This window comes from Shewanella sp. SW1 (genome assembly GCF_025653545.1).
Taxonomy (GTDB): domain Bacteria; phylum Pseudomonadota; class Gammaproteobacteria; order Enterobacterales; family Shewanellaceae; genus Shewanella; species Shewanella oncorhynchi.
The window spans coordinates 1-21,280 of sequence record NZ_JAKKSG010000003.1 but is presented as its reverse complement, the minus strand read 5'-3'; the positions used below and the strand labels follow the sequence as shown (position 1 = coordinate 21,280).

15 protein-coding genes and 2 tRNA genes are annotated in these 21,280 nt (G+C 47.0%); 10 read left to right on the top strand and 7 right to left on the bottom strand.

Features of this window, described 5'->3' with window-relative positions; all coding sequences use genetic code 11:
- Positions 1-499 precede the first annotated feature (499 nt).
- The 5 genes from L5M71_RS03320 to L5M71_RS03300 all read left to right on the top strand — a co-directional run bounded on the left by L5M71_RS03320 (position 500) and on the right by L5M71_RS03300 (position 4,682).
- Positions 500-1,342, top strand: coding sequence for a S1 RNA-binding domain-containing protein (locus L5M71_RS03320; RefSeq protein WP_105252833.1), 843 nt, complete (start codon positions 500-502; stop codon positions 1,340-1,342).
- Between the two features lie 133 nt (positions 1,343-1,475).
- Entirely contained in the window at positions 1,476-2,147 is a 672-nt protein-coding gene (locus L5M71_RS03315) for a YceH family protein (protein WP_212599790.1), read from the top strand.
- Between the two features lie 175 nt (positions 2,148-2,322).
- Positions 2,323-3,153, top strand: coding sequence for an ABC transporter permease subunit (locus L5M71_RS03310; RefSeq protein WP_263205513.1), 831 nt, complete (start codon positions 2,323-2,325; stop codon positions 3,151-3,153).
- Positions 3,150-4,061: an ABC transporter ATP-binding protein gene (locus tag L5M71_RS03305; RefSeq protein ID WP_263205515.1), complete on the top strand. Its 912-nt coding sequence runs from the start codon at positions 3,150-3,152 to the stop codon at positions 4,059-4,061. The genes L5M71_RS03310 and L5M71_RS03305 overlap by 4 nt, the downstream gene beginning before the upstream one ends.
- A gap of 321 nt (positions 4,062-4,382) precedes the next feature.
- Positions 4,383-4,682, top strand: coding sequence for an HU family DNA-binding protein (locus L5M71_RS03300; protein WP_263205702.1), 300 nt, complete (start codon positions 4,383-4,385; stop codon positions 4,680-4,682).
- Positions 4,683-4,843: 161 nt separating this feature from the next.
- Here the strand turns inward: L5M71_RS03300 and bioD are convergent, their stop codons facing one another.
- The 4 genes from bioD to bioB form a co-directional block, all read right to left on the bottom strand.
- Positions 4,844-5,584, bottom strand: coding sequence for a dethiobiotin synthase (bioD, locus tag L5M71_RS03295; protein ID WP_263205517.1), 741 nt, complete (start codon positions 5,582-5,584; stop codon positions 4,844-4,846).
- Between the two features lie 166 nt (positions 5,585-5,750).
- Entirely contained in the window at positions 5,751-6,710 is a 960-nt protein-coding gene (locus tag L5M71_RS03290) for a methyltransferase domain-containing protein (RefSeq protein WP_263205519.1), read from the bottom strand.
- Between the two features lie 64 nt (positions 6,711-6,774).
- Positions 6,775-8,007, bottom strand: a complete 1,233-nt coding sequence (locus L5M71_RS03285) for an aminotransferase class I/II-fold pyridoxal phosphate-dependent enzyme (protein WP_113938772.1) — start codon at positions 8,005-8,007, stop codon at positions 6,775-6,777.
- Positions 8,008-8,158: 151 nt separating this feature from the next.
- On the bottom strand, positions 8,159-9,211 hold the full coding sequence (bioB, locus tag L5M71_RS03280) for a biotin synthase BioB (protein WP_113938773.1): 1,053 nt from the start codon (positions 9,209-9,211) through the stop codon (positions 8,159-8,161).
- Positions 9,212-9,333: 122 nt separating this feature from the next.
- Here bioB and bioA point away from each other — a divergent pair, with 122 nt between their 5' ends.
- Positions 9,334-10,689 (top strand): adenosylmethionine--8-amino-7-oxononanoate transaminase, encoded by a 1,356-nt coding sequence (gene bioA, locus L5M71_RS03275; protein WP_263205524.1) that lies wholly within the window; start codon positions 9,334-9,336, stop codon positions 10,687-10,689.
- Between the two features lie 380 nt (positions 10,690-11,069).
- Positions 11,070-12,671 carry a methyl-accepting chemotaxis protein gene (locus L5M71_RS03270; protein ID WP_173496542.1) on the top strand — a complete coding sequence of 534 codons (1,602 nt, stop codon included), beginning with the start codon at positions 11,070-11,072 and terminating at the stop codon, positions 12,669-12,671.
- Positions 12,672-12,812: 141 nt separating this feature from the next.
- On the opposite strand, the gene L5M71_RS03265 is transcribed toward L5M71_RS03270, so the two are convergent.
- Complete coding sequence (locus L5M71_RS03265) at positions 12,813-16,253, bottom strand: PAS domain-containing hybrid sensor histidine kinase/response regulator (protein ID WP_263205526.1); 3,441 nt, start codon at positions 16,251-16,253, stop codon at positions 12,813-12,815.
- A 174-nt stretch (positions 16,254-16,427) separates the two neighbouring features.
- On the opposite strand from L5M71_RS03265, the gene acs reads away from it, so the two are divergent.
- The 3 genes from acs to L5M71_RS03250 all read left to right on the top strand — a co-directional run bounded on the left by acs (position 16,428) and on the right by L5M71_RS03250 (position 20,678).
- Positions 16,428-18,380, top strand: a complete 1,953-nt coding sequence (gene acs / locus L5M71_RS03260) for an acetate--CoA ligase (RefSeq protein WP_263205529.1) — start codon at positions 16,428-16,430, stop codon at positions 18,378-18,380.
- 222 nt (positions 18,381-18,602) lie between these two features.
- Positions 18,603-20,357 carry a DEAD/DEAH box helicase gene (locus L5M71_RS03255; protein ID WP_263205531.1) on the top strand — a complete coding sequence of 585 codons (1,755 nt, stop codon included), beginning with the start codon at positions 18,603-18,605 and terminating at the stop codon, positions 20,355-20,357.
- Positions 20,358-20,417: 60 nt separating this feature from the next.
- Positions 20,418-20,678 carry a GrxA family glutaredoxin gene (locus L5M71_RS03250; RefSeq protein WP_028760344.1) on the top strand — a complete coding sequence of 87 codons (261 nt, stop codon included), beginning with the start codon at positions 20,418-20,420 and terminating at the stop codon, positions 20,676-20,678.
- 376 nt (positions 20,679-21,054) lie between these two features.
- On the opposite strand, the gene L5M71_RS03245 is transcribed toward L5M71_RS03250, so the two are convergent.
- Both L5M71_RS03245 and L5M71_RS03240 read right to left on the bottom strand, forming a co-directional pair.
- Positions 21,055-21,130: transfer RNA gene (locus tag L5M71_RS03245), tRNA-Lys, on the bottom strand.
- A gap of 59 nt (positions 21,131-21,189) precedes the next feature.
- Positions 21,190-21,265, bottom strand: a tRNA-Lys gene (locus L5M71_RS03240).
- Positions 21,266-21,280 lie beyond the last annotated feature (15 nt).

Sequence of the window (21,280 nt, the reverse complement as noted above, 5' to 3'; positions counted from 1 at the left end):
TTGTAATGTCTGCAACGAGCGGAATCGTTGAACGGCGCAATTAAACCGCGCAATGTCACAGAATGCAAGCAAGAATCTCATTTAATCTTTTGCATTAAAATATAATAAACACTTGCTTAACAACCACCCGCCACCCATTGGTTTTAAATAGAGTAATATTAGTTAGTTAACCCATAAACATCGTACGAGTCTGTTCAATATTTTTTATATCACCTTTGTCACTTTTATTGACATTTACCCCTGCAAATATCCCTGATTTTTGTGTGTCACTCAAGTGATGCACATTTGCCAATATTAAGTGAAACCAAACAACCAATTATCACGGCGCCAAACCCAGCCACAAATCGGTGGTTCCTCCGAGACACAATGCGTGGTTAAGCCTGCGCTGAGTGACGACTCACACACGCTAAGATAAAGCTCAAAGACAATAATGCTGCAGTTTCAGCACCGAAGTGTATAATCGCAACCGAATCACATTCCATTATGCACAGAGAGATCCATGGTACAGATAGGTAAAACCTGCAAACTTGAGGTTGTAAAACAAGTCAGCTTTGGCGTGTATTTAAACGCCCACGAATTAGGGCAAGTACTGCTACCAAACAAAGTCACCCCAAAAGACTGCCAAGTCGGTGATCTGCTTGACGTGTTTCTGTATCTAGATTCTGAAGATATCGTGATTGCTACCACGCGCCGTCCATTGGCACAGGTAGGCGAATTCGCCTACTTAAAAGCCGTCGCAACCGGCCCTTATGGCGCTTTTTTAGACTGGGGCTTAGATAAAGATTTATTACTGCCCTTCGGTGAGCAACATAAGCCTATCGAAGAAGGCCGCTCATATCTGGTCTATGTACACGCCAACCGCGCCGATGAACGCATCATGGCCTCATCAAAAATCGATAAGTTCCTCGATAAGACAGAGCCAGACTACACAGTGGGTGAGCAGGTCGATTTATACATCGGCGGCACCACAGATTTAGGCTACAAAGCCATTATTAATCATGCCCATTGGGGCGTGATTTATGAAAATGAAGTGTTCCAAAAACTGCGTTTCGGCCAAAGACTCAAAGGTTTCATCAAACAAGTGCGTCGCGATGGCAAAATCGATCTTGTACTGCAACAAGGCAGTAAACAAGAATTAGATAAGCACGCCCACATCATTCTGATCAAACTTAAACAGGCTGGCGGCTTCTTAGCACTGACCGATAAAACCGATGCTGAAATCATTTACGATCAGCTTGGTATGAGTAAAAAAGCCTTCAAAAAAGCCATTGGTGGCTTGTTTAAGAATGGTCAACTGAGCATAGATAATGATGGTTTGCGTTTAACTGAAACCGCTGAATAATCAACTCTATTCAGGACTTAGCCTTAAAATCGTACAGTTTACCATCACTAAGGCTGAGTTTGACTGACAACTCCTAGGATATTAAGCATGGCTCTGTTATAAACAAAGCCATGCTTTTTTCTTTGGAGCTTATATGGAACTCACGTTACACGAAGCCAGAGTCATCGGATGCCTGCTTGAGAAAGAAATCACCACCCCTGAGCAATATCCACTCTCGCTAAACTCTTTGACCTTAGCCTGCAATCAAAAAACCAGCCGCGAGCCGGTACTCGAACTCAGCGAAACCCAAGTGCAAATCGCCGTTGATTCCCTAAATCGGAAACGTTTGATCAGCGAACAGTCGGGATTCGGCAGCCGCGTCGTTAAATACAAACACAGGTTCTGCAATACCGAATTCAGCGAACTTCAACTGTCCCCCGCCGCACTCGCCATCGTCTGTTTGTTGCTATTACGTGGCCCACAAACACCGGGAGAACTACGGACCCGCAGCAATCGCCTACACGAATTTAAAGACGTGATCGACGTGGAAGATTGCATCCGTCAATTAATGAGCCGTGAAAAGCCCTTCTTAAAACAATTACCCAGAGAAGCTGGTCGCCGTGAATCCCGTTATGTGGAATTATTCTCTGCAGCGTCATCGCACGAAAGTGCTAGTCAATCCCGTAGTACAAGTCATACCTTAGCCCATGTTGCTGTGTCTGTAGACGCAGAGCCGCTTGAATTAGTGAACAGAGTGACAGAGCTTGAACAACAAGTCGCCGAACTGACGCAAAAGCTCGATGAATTAATCGCCTCATTGAGCTAATTAGCGATAGATAATGACTGATAAATACCGATGGATAATAAGTGCTATGTGGGCAACATGGCACTTATGGACCAATCCACTGTCTACCCAAGGGTGAGAAACTGAACCGCACCAACATAGTCGCGCCAAGCACCATAGCCCCTGAACCTAGCGCAAAAAAGAATAGAGACAGCACATGACCAATAATCCACCCAGCAGTTTCAACAACATGTTTTTTATCGCAATGTTTGAACTGCGCAAATTTTTATTTAATACCCGCGGGATCATCGCCTTGGTCGCCTTTGGTTTAGTTTGGGGTGTACTTCTGCTTTACCCCATTCAAAGTGCATCGGCCATGTTATTGCAGCCCAATGTAAAAGATATCATCGACAGCTTATTTGGTGCCAATACCCTCAATGTGCTCTTTGAGTGGCCCGTGGCCGAAATGGCAGTGTTTTGGTGTTTTGCGCTGTATTTGTTTCCACTGTTCAGTATTCTTATCGCCGCCGATCAGTTCTCATCGGATAAAACCCGCGGCACGCTGCGCTTTTTAACCATACGCACTAGCCGTGACAGCTTATTGTTCGGCCGTTTTCTCGGCCAAATTCTGATCCAAGGTTTACTGATCCTATTAACGATTATCGCCACTGTCGCCCTCGCGCTCAGCCGCGACAGCCAACTGTTTTTATCTGCGTTAACATCTGGCGCCTTGGTGGGTCTTAACCTCATCATAGTGATCTTGCCCTACACGGCTGTGATGACTTTATTGTCCCTGTATGCGCGCACGGCACGCCAAGCTATGGTGTTTGCCACCATTTTATGGACAGTGATTTCCATCACTATCGTGGTGTTAGCGAATCAATCTAGCCTACTCGCACAACTCCAGTGGGTATTACCCGGTGCTCAACTGTCGGACATGCTCAATACCAATGGACTCAATAGCTTAGTCTATGCCCCAATTCCACTGTTACAAACCGCTGTGGCCCTCTTGCTCGGCAGAATTTATATGCAAAGGAGCTCGCTATGAGTCTGATCCAATGCCAAGGGCTATCGAAGCTTTACGGCAGCAAAAAGGCGCTGAATGATGTGAGTTTCAGTCTTGAAGCGGGTGCCCCCATCGCCCTTGTCGGTCCCAATGGCGCGGGTAAAACCACGCTTTTTAGCCTGTTATGCGGCTATTTATCACCCAGCTCTGGAACCATAACCCTACTCGGTGAAGCCCCCAATAGCCCTAAACTCTTAGGCAAGATTGCCGCTTTACCCCAAGATGCAGTGCTCGATCCCAACTTGACGATTGTCAGCCAGTTAATATTTTTCGCTCGCCTGCAGGGCATGAATCTAGAGCAAGCAAAGCAAGAAGCCATTCGCGTATTAACCTTAGTCGATTTGGCGGATGTCGCAGAGCAAAAACCGCCTAGCCTTAGCCACGGTATGAGTAAACGTGTATCAATTGCGCAGGCGCTGATTGGCTCGCCAGAATTAGTATTATTAGATGAACCAACGGCGGGACTCGACCCTGCCAATGCAAAAAAAGTCCGTGAACTGGTCAAAGCCTTATCGCCCACCACAACTTTTATGATCAGCTCGCATAATCTCGATGAGCTCGAAAAGCTGTGCGATCAAGTGTTGTATTTAGATAAAGGCCAACTGAGCCAAGCTGTGTCAATGCATGCGTCGACCGACAGCGATTACCTGACATTAACCATGCAAAACTGTGACAGCGATGCACTGCAAGCGGAAGTGGCAAAACTGGCGGGAGTGGTGAACATTAGCTCAAAACAAAGCAATGTGTTTATTATCCAGCTAGACACAAATACAGAAAAAGCGCACAACAGTGATATTGAGATGCGCCTATTCGCCCTCTTCAATCAGCATCAATGGCAATACAAGATGCTGCTGAAAGGTCGCACTCTGGAAGAAACACTCTTTTCATAGGCAAGCGTTAAAAGGGTTTCTCATCACCCAACGGTTGATTAGTGTTCAATCCATAGCCTAAGCGCAATACGCCTTGCGCTTAAGCCTTTTAACTAAGGTTTTAAATTAAGGCTTTCAATAAGCCTTTAAATTAAGTCAGTCACTTCGCCCAGTAAAATCAGCCCACCACTCAATCCGACAAACTTGTACTTACTTTAGCAACACAAAATAACCAAAAGCCTCACAAGCCTGTCAATAAAACACCAATCAACCGCGCTGAGCTTGCTATGGCTTTCAATCTTAAGGCGAGCTTGTTATAACTCCCCTTCGATTGAACCTAAGCTGACTTCAGAGGTTTCTATGAACAAAGCACAACTTATCCAACGTATTGCCGCCGAGCTCAATGCATCGCAAGCGAGTACTAAACCTGTGGTTGAGCAGATACTGCAACAGATCCACGCCGCCTTGAGCGAAGGCGAGAAAATTTTCCTGCCACAATTTGGCACCTTTGAACTCAGATACCATGTCGCTAAAACAGGGCGTAATCCACAAACGGGCGAAGCCATAGAAATCGACGGTTACAATCAGCCCAGCTTTAAAGCCTCAACCGCATTGAAGCAGCAAATCAATCGCGGCGCTTAGCTTTAATGTGCAGTCACTCATTTGCGAGCATTAATCAGCAGCCTTGATATAAATAAGCCTCAACGTAATGTGAGGCTTATTTTTTTGTCTAAAGACATTAGCGGTAACGCTTAGATGAAAGCATTAAGCCGCTCAGCGGCTAAACATTAGTTAGGCACTGCCTATGCATTAGTCTCAACGCTTTGAAAAAGCGGTGAAGTATTAAGATAATCGGCGGCATTTTCTGCACTGGGATCATCAAGAAAAGGCACACTGCCGAGGAAAGGCGCTGACATCATCTCTTTAAGGCTCGTCAGATTCTCCGCAAACATACTCATATTCGGGTCGACACAATTGGCGACCCAACCTGCAATCTTAAGCCCATCGGCCAGTATTGCCTCTTGAGTGAGCAGCGCGTGATTTAAGCAACCGAGCTTCATGCCTACCACGAGTATCACTGGCAGTTCTAATCTCTGTACCACTTCCGATAAATATCGGCCCTCGCCTAAGGGCAAACGCCAGCCACCCGCACCCTCAATCAGACAAAAATCCGCTTGAGCAAATGCCGCTAAATCCAAACTTTCGATAATGGCTTCAGGTGCTAAACTCACGCCCACTTGGGCGGCAGCAATATGCGGCGCAATCGCAGGTTCAAAGGTAAAAGGATTAATGACAGGATAAGTAAGTTTCAGCGACGATGAAGTCATCAACTGCAGTGCATCGGCATTACGCAAGCCTTCGGAGGTTTGTGCGCAGCCCGAGGCGATGGGCTTAACACCTAAAGTCAACATAGTGTTAGCCGCAAGAATACTCACAGCAGAGTCAGCATTGGCTATGAGCCCTAAACGATTCACAGCGGTTAATAATGCCGCCGAAACCAAAGTCTTACCGCTATCGGTATCTGTACCTGTTACAAAATACATATTAGATCCTTATCTGTTGCTATGAGTTGTGCTTTGTTAAGCCCACTCTCCATAAGCTAAATGTCCATATAGCTAACGATCTCTATACGTAATGTTAAAAATCCAACGTTTTCTAGATATTAGTGCTAATTGATAATGCCATGACTAAAGGCATAATATGTGAACTTTAAAACCTACGCCGAGCACGTATTTGAACTATCTGGTAGGTTAAAGGCAAACCTTGGGGTAAACGTAGCGATTCAGCTTTGGCCTGCATGGCCTGCCAATCTTGACGACCACGCAGCCGTGGAGTGAATTCTGAAGCACTCACTGTTGAACCTGAAACCCGAGTTGTTGAACTGGCGACATGTACAGAAGCCCCCACACCTTTAATTGAATAGAGTAGTGCCTTAAGAGTGTCAAAATACACTGTCATAGGGACGAGTTGCACTTCAAGTAATTGCCATGTATCGAGTTTAAATGCAGCCTTGAGTGCTTGCATCGTCGAAAAGTCATTCACTCTTAACCCTAATTCAGCTAATTGATTCAAACTCCCCTGCGCTACGAGGCTCAAATGACACTCACCGTTCGGCTTAAGTACCCGCGCCATTTCGGCTACCGCAGCAGGAAAATCAGCACACCATTGCAGGGCTAGATTAGAGTAAATAACATCCATGCAGCCATTGGTAAAAGGTAAACACTGCGCATCGGCACATACGCCGAGATAATCGGGATAAGACTGTTTTAGCTTTTGTAGCATGCCAAGGGCAATATCCACGGCAAATACAGTTGTGGATGAATTTTGCGTAGAGAGATCCGCTGGTTGAGAGACACTGTGGTACCCAGAAAAATCCGTCCCAGGGCCAGCCCCTATGTCTAACAGATAACCTGCTGCCAAAAACTCACTGAGTAAACTGGCAGCGCTCAGGCGTTGTAATTGATTATGATCTTGGTAACTATGGGCCGCTGCGGAAAAACGTTCAGCAATTTGAGTCCCGTGCACATTGGACACAGTCCCCGCGAGAACGCCCCCATAAGAAACGCCCGCATTAAGCTCACTCAGCTTAAGATCGCAAGAAATAAACTTGTTTGACTCATGAGCAAACTCACTACAGCTTGGATCACTAGACTTTATCAGGCTTGGCATTTTAACTAACACTCAACCATAAAAACTTAACATTCAATAAAATAACGCGATCTATAGGGTACATTTATCTGTACTCATAGGCAGATTCTCGTTCACTGACAAGCGGGATACCAACACGACTGAGCACTTGGGCTAATTGCTCAACACAAACAGCAATATCTTCAGGGCTATGGGTCGCCGTTAAGGTAATGCGTAACCGCGCCGACCCTACAGGCACCGTTGGCGGGCGAATCGCCCCAACCCAAATGCCCGCGGCTCTTAACGCTTCGGCGACTTGCAGGGTTTGCTGCGCATCGCCAATGATCAACGGCTGAATTGCGGTATCCGAACCTAAAAGGGGCACGGCAGCATCGAGGCATAACTGTTTGAATAGCGAAATATTCTCAAGCAGCTTTTGCTGTAACTCAGGATGTGCAGTACAGTACCGAGTCGCAGCTAACGCTAATGCGGCATTGGCGGGCGATAAGGCGGTCGAATAAATATATTCACGGGCATTACTGACCAAAAAGTCGATCAGCGCCTGACTCCCCAAAACCGCTGCGCCTTGGCAACCTAATGCCTTACCAAAGGTCACCACTTGCACATCGATAAGCTTGGCGGCTTTATCTCTTACATCACTATTTTGATAGTCATCGAGCACCGCAAAACCATGGGCATCATCAACAATCAACCAAGTATTCTGTTGACGACAAAGCGCCGATAACTGCGTGATCGGCGCACAATCCCCGTCCATGCTAAACACGCTTTCTGTGATTAACGCCGATGCGTGATTTCGAGTTAGAAGCCGCTCAGCACTCTCAAGCGAATTGTGTAAAAAACGTTTAAGCTGCGCGCCACTATCTTGTAAACCATCAATAATTGAGGCGTGCACAAGTTTATCGGCAATCACAGTATCTTGCTGATCAAACAAGGTTTTCATTAACGCAGTATTGGCACTAAAGCCCGAGCAGAATAATAATCCCGCTTCATGCCCCGTTAAGGCGCAGAGTTCACGTTCAAGTGTGACATGCGCATCACTGTACCCTGTCACTAAGGGCGATGCGCAGCTACCCACACCGTAGGTCTGCGCCCCAAGGTGCAGCGCTTCAACCAACTCAGGAACGCGGGATAAGCCTAAATAATCATTACTGCTAAAATTAACATAGGATCGCCCTTCGAACACAAAGCGCGGGCTCGAAGTGGGTGCGTTAACATCAAAGCTGTGATCAACACTCAGCATTTTACGTTGCCGTAATAAACCTTGCTCACGTAAGGCTTGCTGACGGGCGGCAATTTTCATCTCGAGCAGAGAACTCATCGATTTAGCCTCAAGAATGATTGTCTTAAAAATGCTGCTTGAAAAATGGAGTGCAGCCAATAAAGCTATCGGCCGCAATCAAAATAGGCTGCAGCCAACAAGGTTTACAGGCTATTCGACCTGTTTGTCGGACAACATGCGCTCAGTGATATTACAAAGCACCCGCGTCATAGAATTGTGCCGATGACTTATCTTGATAGGCCGCGGCTTTGGCTAAAACAGCACTTTCTTCTTCCAGTTTTGCCGCGGCACCCTGCTCTGGACGTAAGCCTAAACGTCGAAATAGCCCCATATCATCGCTTTCTTCTGGGTTTGGTGTGGTCAGCAATTTACAACCATAGAAAATCGAGTTAGCGCCAGCAAAGAAACACATGGCCTGCAACTCATCACTCATATTTTCGCGGCCTGCCGATAACCGCACGCGGGAAAGCGGCATTAAGATACGCGCTACGGCGATAGTACGCACAAATTCGAGTGGGTCGAGGTCGTCAAGCTTCTCAAACGGCGTGCCCGCCACTTTAACTAACATATTGATCGGCACTGAATCAGGATGCTGCGGTAAATTAGCCAGCTGTTGTAGTAAGCCTGCACGATCCGTCGCCTTTTCACCCATGCCGACAATCCCGCCCGAGCACACTTTCATGCCAGAAGCACGCACATGTGTCAGTGTATCTAAACGATTTTGATAGGTACGTGTCGTGATCACATCGCCGTAATATTCAGGCGAAGTATCTAAATTATGGTTGTAATAATCTAAGCCAGCACTGGCTAAATCGTTCGCTTGATCTTCAGACAGCATACCAAGCGTCATACAGGTTTCCATACCTAAGGCTTTAACTTCTTGCACCATTTGTTTAAGGTACGGCATGTCTTTTTCTTTTGGATTACGCCAAGCCGCGCCCATGCAGAAACGAGAGGCACCCGCGGCTTTAGCACTGCGTGCCTCGGTCAGCACAGTTTCCATTGCCAGCAAACGCTCTTTCTCTAGACCTGTGTCATAGCGAGCACTCTGCGGGCAATATTTACAATCCTCAGGGCAAGCACCGGTTTTAATCGATAATAAACGGCTAATTTGCACTTCATTAGGATCGTATACCTCACGGTGAATACAGTGGGCTTTAAATAATAAGTCATTCATCGGCAGCGCAAATAAGGCTTCGATTTCTTCCCGCTTCCAATCATGACGAACTTGCAACTGCGACATTGAACACCCTTTTTATTCTGTTTTTTATCTTGGCTAGGATAACCTCAGCCCTTAAACTGTCAACGCCAACCAGTGAACCCAGTTTACTAATGACTACTTTATCACCAAAAAAGTGAGCATTTATGCGCAATTTACTCGATTTTGACTTTGATAGCGCCCATATTTGGCATCCTTACACCTCAATGACCCGATCTCTTCCTGTTTTTGGTGTACACAGCGCCAAAGGTTGTGAATTGGAATTAGTTGATGGCCGCAAGTTGGTCGATGGCACTAGCTCGTGGTGGGCCTGTGTGCACGGCTATGCACATCCCGAGATATTAACCGCGATGGAAAAACAGTTGCATCAACTGAGCCATGTGATGTTTGGCGGTATCACCCATGAACCCGCCATTGAACTGTGCAAAAAACTTATCGCTATGACCTGCGAACCGCTAACAAAGGTCTTTTTGTGCGACTCTGGATCTATCTCAGTCGAAGTGGCAATTAAAATGGCGCTGCAATATTGGCAAGGTCAGAGTTGGCAAGGGCGAAGTGTACATGGAGAAGAACGACCGCTAAAACAACGCATTCTTACCGTTAAGAAGGGTTACCACGGCGATACCTTTGCCGCGATGAGCGTATGCGATCCCGAAGGCGGCATGCACACTATGTTTGGCGATGCAGTAACCAAGCAATCATTTGTGCCCGCGCCACAAACCGCATTTGGCGAAGCTTTACAAGCCGATGATTTAACCGCAATGCGCGACATATTAAGCATTAATCACCATGATATTGCCGCAGTGATTATAGAGCCGATAATGCAAGGCGCTGGCGGTATGCGTTTCTACAGCGCAGATTATTTAACGGGTCTTCGTGCCCTATGTGATGAATTTGATGTCCTGCTGATCTTAGATGAAATAGCCACTGGCTTTGGTCGAACAGGCAAGCTTTTTGCCCATGAGCACGCCAATATTACCCCTGATATCTTATGTTTAGGCAAAGCGCTGACTGGCGGTTATATCAGCCTAGCGGCAACGCTATGTACCGATAAAGTTGCCCAAGGAATCAGCCAATCTCCCGCGGGCGTGTTTATGCATGGTCCGACATTTATGGGCAACCCGCTGGCCTGCGCGGCGGCGTGTGCAAGCTTAGACATAATTAACCGTAATGAATGGCAAGCGCAAGTGGCCGCTATCGAGCAGCAAATGCGCGTTGAACTTAACGATGCGATTGATTTGCCAAGCGTAAAAGATGTGCGCGTGCTCGGAGCAGTGGGCGTGTTAGAGATGCACGAACCCGTCAATACCGCTGAGTTACAGCAGCAATTTGTCGATTTAGGCGTCTGGGTGCGTCCCTTCGCCAACCTTATCTATATCATGCCGCCCTATATCATTAGCTCAGCACAATTAAGCAAACTCACCAGTGCGATGAAGCAAGTCGCAGCAGGTATTAGCGCGGTATCAAAAAGTCTTGAGCCGCAGCTTATCAGCCACGGTTAATGCTTTAGCGCTTGACCATCTTTTAGCTTAACGCTCTTTCAACTCAATAAGCCTTTAATGTCGAATAAACGAACCCCTGCGCACTGTGCGCTAGGGGTTCGAACTGCCTGGCTTATATCAGACTCAGCAGCCCCTTCCCTTGTTCGAATCTCGCATCCTCTCGATAGATAAACGCGCTAAGGTTGCAATTGCAATATTGCTCACAATTTCCATTAATACTCTGTAATTTAGTGCATTTATTTAATTCGCCAACTGGAAATTTTATCAAAGCCAACGATGCTTATATCACTCACTTTACACAACATATCTTTCGCCAAAAGCTGACAACAACTTGAGCAGAGGGAATGGCTTAAATCGCTACACAAAGAAAAGGAGAGCATATGTTCAAACTCGCTGACATCCCCGTTAATCGAAAACTCGCACTACAGCTCATTATCGCCCTCGCAGGTGCCTTAATTTTACTCACTATTTCCGTCACAGCCCTAAAGCACAACCTGATGGCAGAGCGTGAAGCACGACTTAATGCCGTATTATCCCTCGCCAGCAGCCGTATCCAAGCATTGTCGCAATCGCTACCCCTAGAGCAAGCACAGCAAGCCGCTAAAGACATGTTAAACGACATGCGTTTTGATGGTGATAACTACTTGTTTGTGATTGATGAATCGAGGCACGTTATCGTTCATCCCATCAAAAAAGAACTGGTTGGCCAACAAATGGGTAATCGAGGCGAAGAGAATTATTGGTTCGAAATGGTCGAACTCGGCCGTGATGGCAAACAAGGATTAGTCGAATACCGCTGGACGACGGCGAATGGCAAATCAGCGCAAAAAATCTCACTTGTCATGGGATTTAAACCTTGGGGCTGGATCTTAGGCTCAGGTATGTTACTCCAAGATATCGAAGCCACCATTTGGAATGAATACCTCACCATGGGAGGCATTACATTTGTCATTATTGTGCTTATGGCTTGGCTAGGTTATGCCATTAGCCGCTCTATTACTCAGCCATTGGATGATGTGAATCTGGCTATGCTCGCCATCACAAAAGGTGATTTAACGACTCAGCTAAAAATCTATGGTAAAGATGAACTTGGCATCCTAGCCCACAATATAAACCAAAGCATAGACTCCATTCGTAGCACTTTACTTCAAGCGAGTCATAGCGCTGACAATGTTGCACAGGCCTCGGCTCGGATCGCCTCAACTGCAGAGGAAACCAATCAAGCGGTAAATAATCAGCGGGATCAACTCGCCCAACTTGCCACAGCCATGAATGAAATGAGCGCCACTATCGCCGATGTCGCGAATAATGCGGAGAGCACAGCCAAAGATACCAAAGAAGCCACTTGGGAAGCTGGCCTTGGCGACCAAGATGTTCACGCCAGCGTAGATGGTATTCATGCTCTTGCCAAAGAAGTGGAGCAAGCGACGGATCAAGTGAATATGCTTAAAGAGGAAGTCATGCAGATCAGCGAGGTCACCTCTGTTATCAGCGCGATTTCAGACCAAACCAACTTGCTGGCACTGAATGCGGCAATTGAAGCCGCCCGCGCTGGCGAGCAAGGGCGAGGGTTCGCTGTAGTCGCCGATGAAGTGAGGCAACTCGCAAGTCGCACTAGGCAATCGACCGAAGAAATTCAAAACACGATTTCATTATTGCAACAACGGGCCGTGAGCGCCGCTAAGGCAATGGATGCAAGCCGAGCTTTGGCAGAAAACAGTGTGAGTCAATCGGCAAAAGCGGGGAAGGATTTATCGCTTATCGTTGCTCATATAAAACATGTGAGTGACATGGCAACCCATATCGCCACCGCCGCAGAAGAACAAAGTGTGGTCGCAGAAGACATGAACAGAAACGTGTGCGGGATTAATAACTCAGCGCTCGAAGTCTCTGAATCGGCAACTTATTTGGCTCAAGAAAGTGAAAGTTTGGCCGAATTATCACTGAATTTAAACAATAAACTGGCCGTATTCAAACTCTAGTCATGTATTTAGTTACACCCACAAACCTGTGTCAAACCGTTTAGCCAAGATAAGGCGCATAAAAAATTACGCGATTATCTTGGCATTTCGTTAAACGTGCCGACGTCACAAAACTCATGTTACCGAACACGTATACCAAGCTTATTTTACCAAGCTAGAAATCAAGGCACGTAGCGCGGCAGGTTTTATCATTTTCGCCATATAGTGATAGCCGCGGCGTTGCACATCTTCCACCAGCTCTTTGCGAGTATTGGCGGTAATCAAAATGCCGGGTAAATCTTGTCCATAAAGCGCGCGAATACCGTCCATCGCATCGACGCCATTTTGGCCATCATCTAAATGGTAATCCGCGAGCACAATATCAGGCGCGACGCCTTTCAGTCCTAGTTTAATGCGTGCATCAGATAAATCTTTTGCACAGATAACCTCACACTGCCAGCGGCTTAATAGGCTTTCTAATCCAGCTAAAATGGCCTCTTCGTTGTCGATACACAACACTTTGATACCCGACAATGGCTGCAGCAGCGACGGCAACGCTTTCACTTGTGGTTGACGCACAGTCTCCCCGAGCGGCACACAAATAGAGAATACCGAGCCGCGGCCTAAATGGGATGAAACCTGAATACCGTGTTCCAGCACTTTACTGATGCGATCGGCAATTGCTAAACCTAAGCCCAAGCCGCTGACATTGTTGCTCTTAGGATTATTCAGCCGCTTGAATTCTTTAAAAATTTCTTGGGTTTCTTTTTCATCAATACCACAACCTGTATCTAACACTTGGATCTCAAGGTAATGGCCACGATGGCGACAACCAAATAACACTCTGCCACCGCGAGCATAACGGTAGGCATTGGTTAAAAAGTTTTGTAGGACACGCCGTAACAGCGAAGGATCGGAATTAACGGTTGCGCTGCATGGGACCATCTTAAAACGAATTTGGTTATCCGCTGCCATCGCTTCAAATTCAACGGATAAGCCATTGATCAGTTCTGAAATCGCAAAGTCACGGCGATTGACATCCACCATACCTGAGTCGAGTTTAGAAATATCCAATAGGTCAGTGAGCAATTCGCCGGCAATTTTTAGCGAGCTATTCACATGGGATAAGGTGGTTCTGGCCTCGCGATCTAGATTGGGATACTGAGATAACGACGCAGTGAACAGTCGCGCAGCATTAAGTGGCTGCATTAAATCATGGCCGACGGCGGCCAAGAAGCGACTCTTAGAGGCGTTGGCGATTTCTTCCTGCGCTTTAGCCTCCAGTAACTCACTGTTTAACATGGCTAATTCATAGGTACGTTCGTTAACACGGCTCTCTAAGGTTTCATTGGCTTCGAGCAGCGCGCGCTCCTGCTCGCGATACTGAGTAATATCGGTAAAGGTCATCACAAAACCACCGTCTGGCATGGGATTACCTTGAATTTTAATCACTTTACCGTCTCTGCGATGGCGCTCAGAAGTGTGCGGCGTGCCATTACGCATATGCTGCACCCGCTGCTCAACCTGCTGTTCTATTTCCCCTTCACCACAATAACCCCGCGCCGCATTAAAGCGGATCACTTCACTGATGGGCATGCCCTGCTGCAAAAATCCATCGGGATATTGATACAGCTCCACATATTTGTAATTCCATGCCACAAGATTGAGATCGTTATCGATAACACTCATGCCTTCATAGGCGTGCTCAATCGCACCGCGCAACATGTCTTGACTGAGCATAATCTTCGATGAAGCTTCATCGACCAGACTAAAGACTTCATCCAGCGCTAAATCGCGCCCTTGCAGCACGGAATCCATCACCAGCGATGCGCTTGAGGCGCCGAGTACGCCCGCCAATAAACGTTCAGTGTGGGAAATCAACTCCGGCGGCGCTGCTTTATGCCAACTATCACTTTTTACCGCATCAATCGAGAAACGGCTAAAACTCTCGTAGGCGCGTGTTGGGCTAACGAAGCGACTCGCAAGTATCAGTAAATCTTGCTGTGAAATCGGACCATTTTTCTTATTGGCACTGTTTTTCAATTTGCCAGGGCTCACAAAAGCACTGGCCTGAATACGCTCAGCCACACCGGCTCTAAACCAAATAGAACCCAAAATATAACAGGCGATATTGGCAAAAAGAGCCGTCAGCGCATCACGCACATTGGGCGTTATCGCATCTAGCAGGCCTTTCTCGCTCGCGACACTAGACAAGAACGCCGATGAGCTTTGCACATCAGTCATGCCCTGCAACATGATATAGAACCACAACGTAAAGCCCACGCCGAGCCCTAAAAATACCCCAGCACGATTGCCGTGTTTCCAATAGAGTCCACCGACTAAAGCTGGCGCGAGTTGGGCAAAAGCCCCAAAAGACAACATGCCTAAATGGGACAAGGAATCACTGTCTGATAATGCCAAATAGCTGCCATAGCCTAAGCCAAGAATAATCACGATCGCCAAGCGGCGGGCATTAAGTAACAGGTGCGAGAACTGACTGAAGTTTTTCTCGCGGATATGGCCTGTGCGCAGCATCACTGGCACCAGCCATTCGTTACTTACCATCACACTGATAGTCACCACCGCCACTATCACCATACCCGTTGCCGCAGATAAGGTGCCCAGCAAAGCAATCACAGCCAACAAGGGTTGATCTAACGCCAGCGGTAAATTAATCACATAGGTATCGGCCGACACAGAATCGCCGAGGATGAGCTTCCCCGCCAAGGCGAGCGGTCCAACGAATAAACCGAAAAGTGCTAAATAAATGGGAAACAGCCAACGCCCCTTTGATAACACGGACTCATCGGCGCATTCCACCACCATCACATGGAACTGCCTTGGCATACATAAAAAGGCCGCCATTCCGACGAGTAACTCAGGCATTAAAGCTTCAATACGTGGATTGGGATAATTAATTAGTGACTGCGCATTGGCCTGCTGCCAAATATCCCCAAAACCATCGAACACTCCGAAACTGATGACGATGCCGACCAACAAAAATGCGGCAAGTTTCACCAGAGACTCAAAGGCAATCGCGAGCATCATGCCGGGATTATGCTCGGTCGCATCGAGTTTGCGAGTACCAAATAAAATGGCAAATATGGCTAACAGCGAAGTGATCAGTAACGGAATTGTCACGCCATCGAGGGGATCGTCTGCGGGTTGAAACAAATTAAGGCTGAACACCATCGCCTTAAGCTGCAGGGCGATATAGGGCATGATACCAAACAAGGCGATTAAGGTGACTAAGGCGGCTAAAGTTTGAGATTTGCCATAACGGGCGGCAATAAAGTCGGCCACGGAAGTGATATTTTGCGCCTTAGACACTAATACCATCTTGCGTAACATGCCAAAACCTAAAGTAAAAATCAGAATAGGGCCGATAAAAATCGGTAAGAAAGACCAAAAATCCTTAGCCGATTGCCCAACTGTGCCTAAAAAACTCCACGAGGAGCAATAAACCGCTAAGCTCAGACCATAGATCACGACCTGAAGCTTTTTAGTGATCTGAGTAAACCAACGCTCCGCCCCCCAAGCCAATAGGAATAAAAGCGAGACATAACAGACGGCAATAACAGCAACGACTAAGGTTAAATTCATACTTTGCTCTTTTTTCTGATTATTGTGCGATAAAACCTGTCTAAAATCTAGCCGGATTTTTAATGCAACAGACTAAATATAAAGGAAAATTTAACACTAGACCAAGGTCTAATGGAGTTGCCGCCCCCTTGCATACCATACTCAGTCCACGCAATTTTTCAAAAGGGAAGCCCTATGAGCTCGCAGTCTCTCTACAAAGTCTCCGGCAATATCGCTGCCAATGCACTTGTAAACAACGATAAATATAAAACAATGTACCAAGAGTCGATTGTCAATCCTGAAGGTTTCTGGAGAGAACACGGCAAGCGTATTGATTGGATAAAACCCTATACCAAAATTAAAAAAACCTCTTTTGATGACCATAACTTATCGATCAATTGGTTTTACGATGGCACCCTGAATGCTTCTGCCAACTGTTTAGACCGTCACTTAGCTGAGCACAGTGATCGCGTGGCGATTATTTGGGAAGGCGATAACGCCAGCGAACAACGCAAAATCACCTACGGTGAATTACATGCAGATGTGTGTAAATTCGCCAACGCACTGCGCAGCCAAGGCGTGCGCCGCGGGGATATAGTCACAATTTACATGCCTATGGTGCCAGAAGCCGCAGTAGCTATGCTTGCCTGTGCCCGTATCGGCGCTGTGCACTCTGTGGTCTTCGGTGGTTTCTCACCGGATTCTATCGCCTCTCGCGTGATTGATGGCAAATCAAAAGTCATTATTACCTCAGATGAAGGTATGCGCGGTGGCCGTGCTATTCCATTAAAGCGCAATATCGATGATGCCTTAAAAAACCCTGATGTCACTACCGTTGAAAAAGTCATCGTGCTTAAACGCACGGGTGGTAAAGTGGATTGGGTAGAAGGCCGTGATGTGTGGTGGCATTCACTGATGGACACCGCATCAGAGCACTGCCAACCAGAAGAAATGGACGCCGAAGCGCCGTTATTCTTGCTTTATACCTCAGGTTCAACCGGGAATCCCAAAGGCGTATTGCACACCACTGGCGGCTACATGGTTTATGCGTCTATGACCCATGAATATGTGTTCGACTACAAAGCGGGTGAAGTGTACTGGTGTACCGCGGATGTGGGTTGGATCACTGGCCACTCTTACATGGTTTACGGCCCGCTCGCCAATGGTGCGACTGTGCTTATCCATGAAGGTGTACCAAATCATCCAAGCCCTGCCCGTTTAGGCGAAATGATTGACCGCCATAAAGTGAACATTCTATATACAGCGCCAACGTTAATTCGCGCGTTGATGGCAGAAGGTAAGCAACACTTCGATAAGTTCGATGGTAGCAGCTTGAGGATCATGGGCTCGGTAGGCGAACCTATCAACCCAGAAGCGTGGCGTTGGTACCATGAGGTCATAGGTCATGAACATTGCCCTATCGTCGATACTTGGTGGCAAACTGAAACGGGCGGCATTTTGATCACGCCACTACCAGGTGCGACCGATACTAAACCTGGATCAGCTACCCGTCCGTTCTTTGGCGTTCAACCCGCCTTAGTTGATAACATGGGGAATATTTTAGAAGGTGAGAACGAAGGTAACTTAGTATTACTCGATTCTTGGCCGGGCCAAATGCGTACTGTGTATGGCGACCATGAACGATTTGTACTGACCTACTTTAAAACCTTCCGCGGCATGTATTTTACCGGTGACGGTGCACGCCGCGATGAAGATGGTTACTACTGGATCACTGGCCGCGTCGATGACGTGATCAACGTATCCGGCCACAGATTAGGTACAGCAGAGGTTGAAAGTGCGCTGGTATCACACGAACTGGTTGCCGAGGCTGCAGTAGTTGGCTACCCACACGATATTAAAGGCCAAGGTATTTATGCGTATGTCACGCTAACCCGCGGCACTGAAGAAACCGAAGAGCTACGTCAAGAGCTGCGTCAATGGGTTCGTAAAGAAATTGGTGCGCTGGCCACCCCAGATCTCATCCAATGGGCGACGGGCTTACCTAAGACTCGTTCGGGCAAGATCATGCGCCGCTTCCTGCGTAAGATTGCCGCTAACGAAGTGACCAACTTAGGTGATGCATCAACCTTGGCCGATCCAGCTGTGATCGAAACCTTGATTGAATCACGTTTAAATCGTACTGAGTAATATCCGAGTTACGAACAACGTCCACAACGCTTAGTCTATGCCCAATAGGCTAAGCGTAACCTGAACCTCCCTTTTTAAACCTCAGGTTAAAAGTGAACCCTGTTGAGAGAGTGTGTGTGATTGCTCCTTTCTCTAGCTTGCCCCTCCAACCAGGGGCATTTTTTTTGCCTGTTATGTTAAGCTTGCAGCCTCACTTTTATTCAGCATAGATTTTTTATCAGCGTGTCAGTCAAACTCAGAGACTATCAACAGCAAGCGGTTAATGCCGCCATCGCCCATTTTAGGCAAAGCCAAGCTTCCGCAGTACTCGTATTGCCCACAGGCGCCGGCAAAAGCATAGTGATCGCCGAACTGGCACGCATCGCCAAAGGCAGAGTATTAGTGCTCACCCATGTGAAAGAATTAGTTGCACAAAATGCAGAGAAAGTCGGTTTACTGACAACCGAAGCCAGTATTTATGCGGCGGGACTCAATCAAAAAGCCACCGACGGGAAAACCGTCGTCGCCAGCATTCAATCGGCGGCGCGGGGGTTAACCCAGTTCGATCAGCCGTTCTCATTAGTGATTATTGATGAATGCCACAGAGTCAGCCTTGAGAAAACCAGCCAGTATCAACAAGTGCTCAATCATTTACGCACGAAAAATCCCCAACTAAGATTGCTCGGCCTCACCGCTACGCCCTATCGCCTTGGCACTGGCTGGATTTACCAGCAGCACTACCATGGTAAAGTGGGTTCGCCCGAACATGCTGTGTTCGAACATTGTGTGTTCGAGCTGCCCATCAGGCCACTCATTAAACAAGGTTACCTCACAGCGCCAACCCTGTTTGATGGCTTAAGTGCCCAGTACGATTTCAGCCAACTCAAAGCCAACGAGAATGGCGAGTATGCCGAAACCGAGGTTAACGATTTACTGGGGCATTACGGCCGCGCGACCACAGCGATAGTGAAACAGCTCATTGAACTGGGCCAACATAAAAAAGGCATTATCATCTTCGCTGCAACGGTGCGTCACGCCAATGAGATTTTTGGCCTACTCAACCAAGCTCACGCTGCACAGAGCGCCATAATCACGGCACAAACGCACGACAATGAACGTGATGCGACGATTGAACGCTTTAAAGCCCAAGAGCTTAAGTTTTTGGTCAACGTGGCTGTGTTGACGACAGGCTTCGACGCGCCCCATGTGGATTTGATTGCGATTTTGCGCCCAACCGCCTCAGTCAGTCTGTTTCAACAAATGATCGGCCGTGGTTTACGCATCGCTGAAGGTAAAGAAGATTGTCTTATCATCGACTACGCTGCCAATGGTTATGACTTGTATTTTCCTGAGGTTGGCCAAGCGAAACCCAACAGTAAATCGGTACCCGTGCAAGTGCATTGCCCTGTGTGCGATTTTGCCAATATATTCTGGGGACTCACGGACGACGATGGCGACATTATCGAACACTTTGGTCGCCGTTGTCAGGGCATTGTCGAACAGCAAGGTAAAAAGCTGCAGTGCGACTTTCGATTTAGATCAAAATCTTGCCCTGATTGCGGTGAAGAGAACGATATCGCCGCGCGCATTTGCCAGCACTGCCAATCGACTCTCATCGATCCCGATAAACGCCTGCGGCAAGTGCTCAGCCAGCAGCACCATCATTTGTTCCGCTGCCAACATATGACGCTAATCGACGATGACGGCAATCTGAAAGTGCAATACCTCGATATCGACGGCAATGAATTTAATCGCCGCTTTAAATTGCAAACGCCGGCCCAGTGGCGAGCCCTATATGCCTTATTCATCTTTCCCCATAGCCGAACGCCGGGATTAAAACCCAAAAAGTACACTAAGGTGGCAGAGTTAATCAGTGACGCGGATAAATTCCGCATGCCCGATCTCTTGCTGCTGAAGAAACATAAAAAAGGCTGGGATCTGCTCGAAAGCTATTTTGATTATCAAGGCCGCTATCAAACTGAAAATAAACGCGGCTGACATTATCAATTCACTTATGCCTATGGTATAAAACGACTAAAGTAATCCTAAGGAGCTATTATGTTCGTTGTTATTTTTGGCCGTCCAGGCTGTCCTTATTGCGTTCGTGCTGTGCAATTATCTGAGCAACTCGTTGAAAAACGTGATGACTTTAAGTTCAGATATGTCGATATCCATGCAGAAGGCATCTCTAAAGCAGATTTAGAAAAAACTGTCGGTAAGCCAGTTGAAACCGTACCGCAGATTTTTGTCGATGAGAAGCACATAGGTGGCTGCACAGATTTCGAACAATATGTTCGCGAAAACAATCTGTTAGATTAAACTCTATAGATATGTGATCCGCTTAATGCAAAAGGAGACCTAAGGTCTCCTTTTTAGTCTTTATCACAACCAAGTGGGATTAGAGCTTTCCATAAATAGTGCTCGGTACATAAACTGCCTAGACCCCCCCAGAATTATACGCACCATTGTCATCATCACTGCACATAATGTCAGCTTTAATATAATCGCCAAACTCAAGATACATTTCTTTTTAAAGATGCTGCATTAGTCGAACTTGCTAATGCCAATAATTATGTTAGAAAAATATTTTGCAGTGGAATAAGTAAAACGAAGGTATTAAATTCGGTACTCAGTATTGGAGTTTAACGAGGGACATTCAGGGAGAAATTCGAGAGAGATACAGCTGAAAAATAAGTGGTGGGTCGTGAAGGATTCGAACCTTCGACCAATTGGTTAAAAGCCAACTGCTCTACCGACTGAGCTAACGACCCATCTAGGTATTACGATAAAAATGTTCACTTATTTTGGCATCAACAATGCGAATAATAAGTGGTGGGTCGTGAAGGATTCGAACCTTCGACCAATTGGTTAAAAGCCAACTGCTCTACCGACTGAGCTAACGACCCATCTAGGTATAACGC